We start from the raw sequence: 9,798 nt of genomic DNA on the forward strand, positions 1-9,798 counted from the left end.
AGACCAGCGCGAAACCAGCGATACGCAGTCACCCGCGCAACACCATTGCGCTCAGCCCACGCCGCCAGATTCATACCTTTGTTCCTACCGCACACCACTGACAACTACCGACCACTCAACCCGCAACAGCTGGCAGCCCCCGGATTCATGGTCGGTCCGGACGCGGAGAAAGAAGCCACGGTCCGGCGCTTCGGCCGGATGTTCATCGCCGGCGCGCGGTTGACGGTGCCGCTCGGAATGATCATCTTGCGCAAAGGCTATGGGTTGGGTGCAATGGCCATGGCCGGTGGCTCCTTCCATGCGCCCGAGTTCACGGTCGCCTGGCCCACCGGGGAGATCGGCGGCATGGGGCTGGAAGGGGCGGTGCGGCTCGGGTTCCGCAAGGAGCTGGCCGCAGCCGCGGACGAGGTTGAACGCCAAGCGCTTTTCGAGCGTCTGGTGGCCGTGGCCTATCAGCATGGAAAGGCGCTGCGCTCGGCCACCACGTTCGAACTGGACGATGTCATCGATCCGGCGGAGTCGCGGACCTGGATCAGCAGGCTGCCGAGACGCTGACGGTGCGGAGCGCAGCCCCGGCCCCGGCCAGCGGTTTCCACAGGGTTAGATTGGCTAACATCGACGACACAGAAGGCATACGACGATGACCTCACTGGATCTGACCGGCCGTACCGCCATAGTCACCGGCGCATCCAGGGGAATCGGGTTGGCGACAGCGCAGCGCCTGGCCACCGCCGGCGCCAAGGTGGTGCTCACCGCCCGCAAGCAGGAGGCCGCCGAGGCAGCCGCCGCCGAGGTCGGCGAGCGCGCGGTGGGCGTCGGTGCTCACGCGGTCGACGAGGAAGCGGCCCAACGCTGTGTGGACCTGGCCCTCGAGCGCTTCGGCAGCGTGGACATCCTGGTCAACAACGCGGGCACCAACCCGGCGTTTGGTCCGCTGATCGCACAGGACCACGCCCGCTTCACCAAGATCTTCGACGTCAACCTGTGGGCCCCGCTGCTGTGGACCTCGCTGGCCGTCAAGGCATGGATGGGCGAACACGGCGGTGTCGTCATCAACACCGCCTCGATCGGCGGTATGCACCAATCACCGGCCATGGGGATGTACAACGCCACCAAGGCCGCCCTGATACATGTGACCAAGCAACTGGCCCTGGAACTTTCGCCGCGGGTGCGGGTCAACGCGATCTGCCCCGGCGTGGTGCGCACCAGGCTGGCCGAGGCGCTGTGGAAGGACCATGAAGACCCGCTGGCGGCGACCATCGCACTCGGGCGCATCGGCGAACCGGTCGACGTTGCCGAAGCCGTCGGCTTCCTGGTCTCGGATGCGGCGGGCTGGATCACTGGAGAGACCATGGTGATCGACGGCGGCCTGCTGCTGGGCAATGCCCAAGGGTTCAGGGGTTTTCAGGCGAACCCCGGAGGCGCGCAATGAGCATTCAGGAGGACCTAAAAACCCGGGTGCGGGAGCTGCTGGACCAGCACGACCCGGTCACCGCCGACGCGCGGGACTTCCTCGGCGCGCGGTTCGACGCGGGGCTGGCCTGGGTGCACTTTCCCGTGGGCTTCGGCGGGCTCGACCTGCCGCACACATATCAGGCACAGGTCGACGCGCAATTGTCGGCGGCAGGAGCGCCGCCGGCCGGCGGCGGGCGAAACATCATCGGCATCGGCATGGCGGCTCCGACGATCGCCGTGTTCGGAACCGAAGACCAGAAGCGTAAGTTCTTGCGCCCGTTGTTCACCGGTGAACACCTCTACTGCCAGCTGTTCAGCGAACCCGGCGCCGGATCGGATCTGGCCGGGGTGGCCACTCGTGCGGTGCGCAACGGGGACGGCTGGATTGTCAACGGGCAGAAGGTATGGACGTCGATGGCCCAGCACGCACAGATGGCCATCCTGGTCGCCCGCACCGACCCGAACGTGCCTAAACATGCTGGGCTGACCTACTTCTTGTGTGACATGAGGCAACCGGGAATCGACATCCGGCCGCTGCGTCAGATCACCGGCGAGGCGGAGTTCAACGAGGTATTTCTCACCGACGTCCGGGTGCCCGACACGAACCGGCTCGGCCCGGAAGGCGGTGGCTGGCGGGTAGCGACCACTACCCTCAACAACGAGCGCGTCGCGATCGGCGCACGGACCGGAATCCCGCGCGAGGGTGGCCACATCGGCAGGGTCACCGGGGCCTGGCGTGAGCAGCCGGCGCTGCGCAATCCCGCGATGCACGATGAGATGATGCGGCTGTGGGTGGAAGTCGAAGTGCTGCGGCTCACCGGCGAACGATTGCGCCAGCAGGCGGCGAGCGGTCAGCCCGGCCCCGAGGGTGCCGGTATGAAAGTGGCGTTTGCCCGTCTGGCGCAACAGATCTCGGGCTTCGAACTGGAATTACACCCCGAATCCGGCCTGGGATACGACGACTGGACTCTGCGCCGGCCGGAGACCGTCGATCTGATCGGTCGCGGCCCGGGGTATCGCTACCTGCGGGCTCGCGGCAACTCGATCGAAGGCGGCACCTCGGAGATTCTGCGCAACACCATCTCCGAGCGGGTCTTGGGCCTGCCCGGTGAACACCGGGTCGACAAGACCGTCGCCTGGAAGGACTTACCGCGATGAGCGCCGCGGATCTACTGTACTCCGACACCGAGGAGGCGCTGCGGGACAGCGTTCGGCAACTGTTCGCTGATCGGTGTCCACCGGAGCTGGTGGTGCGGTCCTATGATGCTCCGCCGCAAGACTTTTCGGAGCTGTGGCGGACACTGTCCGCCGATCTGGGGGTGGCCGGGCTGCTGGTTCCCGAGTCGCTGGGCGGAGCAGGCGCGAGTGCCCGTGAAGCAGCGGTGGTCATGGAGGAGATCGGCCGGGCCGTCGCCCCGGTCCCGTTCCTCTCCAGCGCGGTGCTTGCTACCGTCGCGCTCTCACGATCCGGCGAGACCGAAACCCTCTCGGGTCTGGCCGGTGGTGCGGTCACCGCGGCGCTGGTGGTGCCGCTGTCCACCGCGCCGGGTGATCCGGTCACCGGGGTGAGCAATGGCGCCGACGGACTGACCGGACGGGTCGGCAGCGTTGCAGGCGCCAGGGAAGCCGACGTGCTGGTGGTGCCCGTCGCCGGGCCCGACGGGGTGCAGCTGCATACCGTCGCGCGCGAGGCGGCCGGTGTCGAGGTCTCGCCGATGTTGACCTTCGACATGACCAGGCCCCTTGCCGACGTGCAGTTTTCGGGTGCGGCGTCGTCGCGGATCGGTTCCGGGCCGGCCGAAGCGGCGCTGGCCGAGGCGCTGCAGACCGCAGCGGCGCTGCTGGCCTCCGAGCAGCTGGGGATCGCGCGGTGGTGCTTTGACACCACACTGGCCTACACCAAGGAACGTAAGCAGTTCGGCCGGGCCATCGGTTCCTACCAGGCGATCAAACACCGGCTGGCGGACTTGTGGTTCGAGGTCGGTTCGGCGACGACCGCGGCGCGCTATGCCGCCGACACCTGCGCGCGGGGCGATGCAGACGCCGCCATTGCGGCGGCTCTTGCGCAGGCCCAGTGCAGCGGGGTCGCGGTGCACGCCGCCGAGGAATGCGTGCAGCTGCACGGCGGCATCGGAATGACCTGGGAGTATCCCGCGCACCTGTACCTGAAGCGGGCCAAGAGCGACCAGTTGGCCCTCGGCACCGCCTACCGGCACCGTGCTCGACTGGCCACGTTGGTCAACCTGCCGGTCACCTGACTTCGGCGAGGATCGGGCGAGCAGACACAGAATCGGGCGAGCAGACACAAAATCGCCCGACACGCCGAGGATTTGGGTGATTCTCTGTCTGCTCGCCGGATCAGCGCGGTAGTGCCGAAGCGAAGACGTCCGTCATCGCCGTCCAGTGCCGCTGCGCGCAAGCCTCGTCGTAGGGCGGGTTGTCCGGGACGGCAAACCCGTGAGCGGCCGGATACCACTCGATGGTGTGCTCGACGCCGGCCGCGGTCAGAGCTTTGTCGAGCTGTTCGGCGTGGTCAGCGGTGAACGACGGGTCGTTCTTCGCGCCGCCCACATAAACCGTGGCACGCATCCGCTCGGCCAACAGATGCGGGCTGTCTGCGCTGTCGGTGACCAAGCCGCCACCGTGAAACGACGCCGCGGCGGCGACCCGGTCCCCAAGACGCCCGGCGACCACCAGCGAGATCCGTCCACCCATGCAATAGCCGCACACACCGAATCGCTGGCCCCTCACCTCCGGGCGGCCGGCCAGGTAGTCGAAGAACGCGCCGGCGTCGCGGGTGACCCGATCCGGGGTCAACGTGCCGAGCATGAACATGATCCGCGCCCGCTCCTTCGCGTCGCCGAAGGCGGTCGCCATATCGAATGCGGCCCAGGCGCCCTCGCGGTAGTACACGTCGGGCAGCAGCACCGCGTAGCCGTTGCCCGCCAGTTTGGCAGCCATCTGGTAGAAGGTTTCCCGCACGCCGCCGGCGTCGGGATATATGACGACACCGGGCCAGGGGCCTTCGGCACCGTCGGGAGTGAACAGGTGGACGGGGCAGCTGCCGTCGGGCGTGGTGACGGTATCGGTGACTTTCGGCATGGCCTCCGTTGTACTCCTGCGCTTTCGCCGCTGGATTGATTGGCGTCGACCCGCCGTGCCCTGCTTCGCCGGGCTTGCGATCGCCGCTGGATTGATTGGCGTCGACCCGCCGCGCCCTGCTTCGCCGGGCTTGTGATCGCCGCTAAGCTGGCCGCGTGTTGCCGATTGCGACTCCCTATGAGGACCTGCTGCGCCTGGTGCTCGAAACGGGTTCGGCCAAATCCGACCGTACCGGCACCGGCACCCGCAGCCTGTTCGGCCAGCAGATCAGGTACGACCTGTCCGCCGGCTTCCCGCTGCTCACCACCAAGAAAGTCCATTTCAAGTCGGTGGCTTACGAGTTGCTGTGGTTCTTACGCGGGGACTCGAACATCAGCTGGCTGCACCAGCACGGAGTCACCATCTGGGACGAATGGGCAAGCAGCACAGGTGATCTCGGTCCTATCTACGGTGTGCAATGGCGGTCCTGGCCGACCCCGTCGGGTGGGCACATCGACCAGATCAGCGCCGCCCTGAATCTGCTGCGCACCGATCCCGATTCGCGGCGAATCATCGTCTCGGCCTGGAATGTCGGCGATATCCCGCAGATGGCGCTGCCGCCATGTCACGCGTTCTTCCAGTTCTACGTCGCCGACGGGCGGTTGAGCTGCCAGCTCTACCAGCGCAGCGCCGACCTGTTTCTCGGCGTGCCGTTCAACATCGCCAGTTACGCGCTGCTCACCCACATGATGGCCGCGCAGTCCGACCTTGACGTCGGCGAGTTCGTCTGGACCGGCGGTGATTGCCACATTTATGACAACCACCTCGAACAGGTCCGCGAGCAATTGCGCCGTGAACCCCGACCGTACCCCAAACTGGTTCTGGCCCAGAGAGATTCGATCTTCGACTACACCTACGAGGACATCGTCGTCGAGAACTACCACCCGCACCCGGCGATCAAAGCCCCAGTAGCCGTATGACGACGGTGGGCCTGATCTGGGCTCAGTCGACGTCGGGTGTCATCGGCCGCGGCGGTGACATTCCCTGGCGGGTACCCGAAGACCTCGGCCACTTCAAACGGGTCACCCTGGGCCACACCGTGGTGATGGGCCGGCGGACCTGGGACTCGCTGCCGGCCGCTGCCCGGCCGCTGCCCGGCCGGCGAAATGTGGTACTGAGCCGCCAGCCTGACTTCATGGCGGAGGGAGCCGAGGTGGTCGGTTCGCTCGAAGACGCCCTCACCGGCCCGGAGGATACCTGGGTGATCGGCGGCGCGCAGATCTACGCCCTTGCCCTGCCGCGGGCCATCAGGTGTGAGGTCACCGAGGTCGACGTCGACCTACCCCGCGGCGACGACGACGCCCTGGCCCCGCTGCTCGACGCGACATGGCATGGCGACGCGGGGCAGTGGCTGGTCAGCCGGTCGGGATTGCGCTACCGGTTTCACAGCTACCACCGGTGATGAGCACCCTGACTGCCGCACAGGCCCGCCGGGTGGCGGTCGCGGCACAAGGCTTCGCCGAGCCCAAGCCAGCCGGGCCGATCACCCGCGCACATCTGCGGCGGCTGATCTCGCGGATTCAGGTGCTGCAGCTGGACTCGGTGTCGGTAGCGGTGCGGGCACACTACGCGCCGTTGTTCAGCCGCCTGGGACCCTACGACCGTGACGTGCTGGACCGTGCCGCATGGGGCCCGCGCTCGACGCGTTTACTGGTCGAATATTGGGCGCACGAAGCCGCACTGATGGCCGTCGACGATTGGTCGGTGCTGCGCTGGAGGATGCGCCAGTACCGGCATGGACGTTGGGGAACCCACATCGTCAAGGCCAACCCGCAGCTGGCCGACGACATCATTGCCGCGGTCGCCGAACTCGGACCCAGCACCGCCGGTCAGATCGAAGCCCACCTGGCCGCCGAGCCGCGCATGCGAAAAGGAACGTGGTGGAATCGCAGCGACACCAAATGGGTCGCCGAGGCGCTGTTCGCCTCCGGTGCGCTCACGACGGCCACCCGCGTCGGCTTTGCCCGTCACTACGACCTGGTGGAGCGAGTACTGCCGGCCGAGGTGCTGGCGCGGGAGGTCGACGACGACGAAGCCGTCCGGCAGCTCACCCTGCGAGCCGCCACAGCACTGGGGATGGGCACCGAGGCCGATCTCCGCGACTATTTCCGGCTGACCGCCCAACAGATCAAGCCGGCGATCGCAGAGCTGGTGGCCGCGGGTGAAATCGAGCGGGTGAGTGTCGAGGGCTGGCCCGCGCCGGCTTACCTGCGGTCCGGCCAGACGGTGCCGCGCCGCGACCGCGGCACCGCGCTGCTGTGCCCCTTCGACCCATTGATCTTCTTCCGGCCACGGGTCCAGCGGCTGTTCGATTTTCACTACCGCATCGAGATCTACACCCCGGCCGCCAAACGCCGGTACGGCTACTACGTGTGGCCGCTGCTGCTGGACGGGCAGCTGGTCGCGCGGGTGGACCTCAAAGCCGACCGGGAGGCCAAGACGCTATGCGTCGTGGGCGCGTTCGGCGAGCAGGGCGTGGCGCGGGAGCGAGTTGCCTCGGCGCTGGCCGGCGAGCTGGAGTCGATGGCGTCGTGGCTGGGATTGAGTGGGGTGGCCGTGTCGAAGCGAGGCGATTTGGCCGGGGAGCTACGTACGGCGGTCAGGCGGGTCGGCTAGATGGAACACGAGGTCCGGTTGGGCGACCATCTCGAATTCAGCGCCGGCGATGTATTGCAGGTACGGTTCGCCGCCGGGCGTTATCCCGTTTATGGGGCAAACGGGGCTATCGGTTATACAACGCAATGCAATACCCGCGGCCCGCTGATAGTAATAGGACGCGTTGGATCCTATTGCGGTAGCTTGCGCTATTGCGATCGTGATGCATGGGTGACCGATAACGCCTTGATATGTCGCGCAAAGAGGCCCGAAGAAACACGATATTGGTATTACGTGCTGCATACCTGCGCCCTTAATCGATACCGCACCGGATCCGGACAGCCGCTGCTTAGCCAGAGCATCCTTAAGAACATTTCGGTGTGGGATGTCCCCCACGACCGTCGTGCAATCAGCGAGGTTTTCGGCGCCCTGGATGACAAGATCGCCGCGAACAAGCGCGTCATCGAGACCGCCGAGGCCTTAATGGTCGCGATGGTCAAGCGCGTCTCCGATTACACCGCCCTGTCCGATTTGGCGACGAGGTCAACAGCATCCCTCGACCCTCGAGGATTTGATGGCGTAGTCGCGTACTACAGCTTTCCAGCGTTCGACAATGGCACCCGACCAAGCATCGTCGACGGGAGGTCGATCAAGAGCAATAAATTCGTGCTATCGGAGCCCTGCGTATTATTTTCGAAACTGAACCCGAGAACGCCGCGGATTTGGAACGTTACGCATCTTCCTTCGGAAATGGCGGTGGCAAGTACCGAGTTCGTCGTACTGCGGCCGATTGGCGTCGACACTTCCGCCTTATGGTCAGCGCTGCGGCAACGCGACGTCTTGGCAACACTCCAACAGAGGGTCGTGGGCATGACCGCAAGTCGCCAACGGATCCAGCCGCATGAACTACTAAGGGTCGTCGTGCCGGATGTACGGCGGTTGAATCACGGGCGGGCGCATACGTTAGCGAACCTCGGCGTTTTGTGTCACCAGCGAAGAGCAGAATCCGCAGAGTTGTCAGCAGTGCGCGACGCCATGCTGCCGCTCCTGATGTCCGGCAAGGTCCGTACCGGGGACACTGTCGCGATGGCCAACTTGGGGGTGTAGAAGATCTACCCCTACACCGGTACCCTTCTACCATGAGCCTGAATATCAAGAGCGAACGCACTGTCGCGCTTGTGCGTCAGCTTGCGGCACGCACCGGCACCAACCAGACAGCGGCGGTCGAAGACGCCGTCACGCGCCGCCTCGCGGAACTGGACCGCGAAGAGACTGTGCGCGCCGATGCTCGGCACGCAGCGGCGGAGGAGGTCCTGCGCGAACTTGGCAAGATTCTCACCGACGAGGACAGGCAGTTGATCCGGCGAAACGAGGTGGAGTTGTACGACGACGATGGTCTGCCGCGGTGATCGTTGATACCTCGGCGATCGTTGCCATCGTGCTCGGCGAACCGGATATCGAAGGGCTCAAAGAGGCGCTGAACCGCTCCAATAACTCGCGGATGTCCGCACCCGATTACGTCGAACTGTGCGCCGTCATACAGCGCCGCGATCGACCCGAGATCAGTCGGCTGGTTGATCGGTTGCTAGAGGCTTATGGAATCCAAATCGCTGCCTTCGACAGCGACCAGGCCCGCGTTGCGGCCCAGGCATATCGCGACTACGGACGCGGCAGCGGGCATCCGGCTCGCCTCAACCTCGGCGATACCTACAGCTACGCCCTGGCCCATGTCACCGGCGAGCCGCTGCTTTTCCGGGGTGATGATTTCGCGCACACCGATATCCGGTCTGCCTGCGCGTGAACCGGGGGCCGAAGCGCAGGCAGTGCGTCAGTCAACGGCCGATGATCCGAAGTAATTGCAGTCCAGAAGTTTTCGATCTTCGTTGCGCTTATCGGAATCGGGCCAGTGCACTCCCGCCGCTCGGCATCGTGAGCCCGGTGGGCGATTAAGGGTTAAGCCGCGGCCCCAGCCGGCGGATTGTCGGGCGAGTCGGCTTCGGCTTCGGCCAACGCCGCCAGCGCCTCAGACAGCAATCGCTGGATGCCGGAATTGATCCCAGTGCAGGAGCTTTCGATCTTCGTCGCCCGTTTTTGGATCAAACCCGCCGCCCTTTTTCACTTCGTCGATCTTTTCAAGCTGGGCCATCGCCTCGGTGATCTTCTCCTCTGCTGTGGCGGTTTGGTGTGCACCCTTGCGCGCGGTAGCTGCCAGCGCGCTGGCCCGCAGCATCATAACGGCAGTTTGCAGTAGTTCGGGGTTGTCCGACTCGGGGTCGAATGCGAGCACGATACGCCGAGGTCCGAGCACACGGATGGACCGGCCGCCGTTTTGTGTAGGAGTTCGTACCAGCCCCAGTGACGCCGCCGCATGACGGTTCCGCTCCGCCTCATCGAAGTACTCGGACCACTTGTCGCGTGGTGAGTCTGTCATCTCGATGACCACCCGGGCGGCGCCGACGTCGACCGTGAACAACCCGTCCCCCTTATCTGTGTTGAGGACCCCCGTAAAGGTGGATCCGTTGGTCATTTCGTGTTGTTTGGCCTCGTTCGGGCCCGTGTTAGGCGCTGCGGACCGCAGCCGGGGTCGAGGTGGAGCGCCCGCAGCGC

Annotated in this window: 11 protein-coding genes and 2 pseudogenes; 10 read left to right on the forward strand and 3 right to left on the reverse strand. The window is 65.6% G+C overall.

The features are described from left to right. Positions 1–74 (reverse strand): annotated as a pseudogene (locus EET03_RS09050) (IS607 family transposase); the annotation flags it as partial. Between the two features lie 64 nt (positions 75–138). Between EET03_RS09050 and EET03_RS09055 the strand changes: the two are divergent. From EET03_RS09055 to EET03_RS09070, 4 genes and pseudogenes are all read left to right on the forward strand, one after another. Beyond that, positions 139–555, forward strand: a pseudogene (locus tag EET03_RS09055) (carboxyl transferase domain-containing protein); the annotation flags it as partial. An 85-nt stretch (positions 556–640) separates the two neighbouring features. Continuing rightward, positions 641–1,432 (forward strand): SDR family oxidoreductase, encoded by a 792-nt coding sequence (locus EET03_RS09060; protein ID WP_099194085.1) that lies wholly within the window; start codon positions 641–643, stop codon positions 1,430–1,432. Continuing rightward, the gene (locus tag EET03_RS09065) at positions 1,429–2,613 is read left to right on the forward strand and encodes an acyl-CoA dehydrogenase family protein (protein WP_075541660.1); all 1,185 of its coding nucleotides are present in this window, start codon (positions 1,429–1,431) and stop codon (positions 2,611–2,613) included. Before EET03_RS09060 ends, EET03_RS09065 begins: the two co-directional genes overlap by 4 nt. Further along, positions 2,610–3,713 carry an acyl-CoA dehydrogenase family protein gene (locus tag EET03_RS09070; protein ID WP_075541661.1) on the forward strand — a complete coding sequence of 368 codons (1,104 nt, stop codon included), beginning with the start codon at positions 2,610–2,612 and terminating at the stop codon, positions 3,711–3,713. The genes EET03_RS09065 and EET03_RS09070 overlap by 4 nt, the downstream gene beginning before the upstream one ends. A 100-nt stretch (positions 3,714–3,813) precedes the next feature. Here the strand turns inward: EET03_RS09070 and EET03_RS09075 are convergent, their stop codons facing one another. Next, on the reverse strand, positions 3,814–4,557 hold the full coding sequence (locus tag EET03_RS09075) for a dienelactone hydrolase family protein (protein WP_075541662.1): 744 nt from the start codon (positions 4,555–4,557) through the stop codon (positions 3,814–3,816). 158 nt (positions 4,558–4,715) lie between these two features. Between EET03_RS09075 and EET03_RS09080 the strand changes: the two genes are divergently transcribed. From EET03_RS09080 to EET03_RS09105, 6 genes are read left to right on the forward strand one after another with little or no spacing between them, the layout of a single operon-like run. Next, positions 4,716–5,516 (forward strand): thymidylate synthase, encoded by an 801-nt coding sequence (locus EET03_RS09080; RefSeq protein ID WP_063473141.1) that lies wholly within the window; start codon positions 4,716–4,718, stop codon positions 5,514–5,516. After that, positions 5,513–5,998: a dihydrofolate reductase gene (locus EET03_RS09085; protein WP_075541663.1), complete on the forward strand. Its 486-nt coding sequence runs from the start codon at positions 5,513–5,515 to the stop codon at positions 5,996–5,998. The genes EET03_RS09080 and EET03_RS09085 overlap by 4 nt, the downstream gene beginning before the upstream one ends. Further along, the gene (locus EET03_RS09090) at positions 5,998–7,212 is read left to right on the forward strand and encodes a winged helix-turn-helix domain-containing protein (protein ID WP_075541664.1); all 1,215 of its coding nucleotides are present in this window, start codon (positions 5,998–6,000) and stop codon (positions 7,210–7,212) included. Before EET03_RS09085 ends, EET03_RS09090 begins: the two co-directional genes overlap by 1 nt. Next, the gene (locus tag EET03_RS09095; RefSeq protein ID WP_075541665.1) at positions 7,213–8,298 is read left to right on the forward strand and encodes a restriction endonuclease subunit S; all 1,086 of its coding nucleotides are present in this window, start codon (positions 7,213–7,215) and stop codon (positions 8,296–8,298) included. A gap of 32 nt (positions 8,299–8,330) precedes the next feature. Continuing rightward, positions 8,331–8,600: a type II toxin-antitoxin system VapB family antitoxin gene (locus EET03_RS09100; RefSeq protein ID WP_063473128.1), complete on the forward strand. Its 270-nt coding sequence runs from the start codon at positions 8,331–8,333 to the stop codon at positions 8,598–8,600. Next, the gene (locus tag EET03_RS09105) at positions 8,597–8,992 is read left to right on the forward strand and encodes a type II toxin-antitoxin system VapC family toxin (RefSeq protein ID WP_075541666.1); all 396 of its coding nucleotides are present in this window, start codon (positions 8,597–8,599) and stop codon (positions 8,990–8,992) included. The genes EET03_RS09100 and EET03_RS09105 overlap by 4 nt, the downstream gene beginning before the upstream one ends. 222 nt (positions 8,993–9,214) lie before the next feature. Here the strand turns inward: EET03_RS09105 and EET03_RS09110 are convergent, their stop codons facing one another. Beyond that, a complete protein-coding gene (locus tag EET03_RS09110) occupies positions 9,215–9,664 on the reverse strand; it encodes a hypothetical protein (protein ID WP_136625666.1) in 450 nt (149 codons plus the stop codon). Positions 9,665–9,798 lie beyond the last annotated feature (134 nt).

This window comes from Mycobacterium innocens (assembly GCF_900566055.1).
Classification (GTDB): domain Bacteria; phylum Actinomycetota; class Actinomycetes; order Mycobacteriales; family Mycobacteriaceae; genus Mycobacterium; species Mycobacterium innocens.

Coding starts and splice junctions, on each gene's coding strand:
- EET03_RS09060 (WP_099194085.1), top strand. CDS start 641: ATGACCTCACTGGATCTGACCGGCCGTACCGCCATAGTCACCGGCGCA.
- EET03_RS09065 (WP_075541660.1), top strand. CDS start 1,429: ATGAGCATTCAGGAGGACCTAAAAACCCGGGTGCGGGAGCTGCTGGAC.
- EET03_RS09070 (WP_075541661.1), top strand. CDS start 2,610: ATGAGCGCCGCGGATCTACTGTACTCCGACACCGAGGAGGCGCTGCGG.
- EET03_RS09075 (WP_075541662.1), bottom strand. CDS start 4,557: ATGCCGAAAGTCACCGATACCGTCACCACGCCCGACGGCAGCTGCCCC.
- EET03_RS09085 (WP_075541663.1), top strand. CDS start 5,513: ATGACGACGGTGGGCCTGATCTGGGCTCAGTCGACGTCGGGTGTCATC.
- EET03_RS09090 (WP_075541664.1), top strand. CDS start 5,998: ATGAGCACCCTGACTGCCGCACAGGCCCGCCGGGTGGCGGTCGCGGCA.
- EET03_RS09095 (WP_075541665.1), top strand. CDS start 7,213: ATGGAACACGAGGTCCGGTTGGGCGACCATCTCGAATTCAGCGCCGGC.
- EET03_RS09100 (WP_063473128.1), top strand. CDS start 8,331: ATGAGCCTGAATATCAAGAGCGAACGCACTGTCGCGCTTGTGCGTCAG.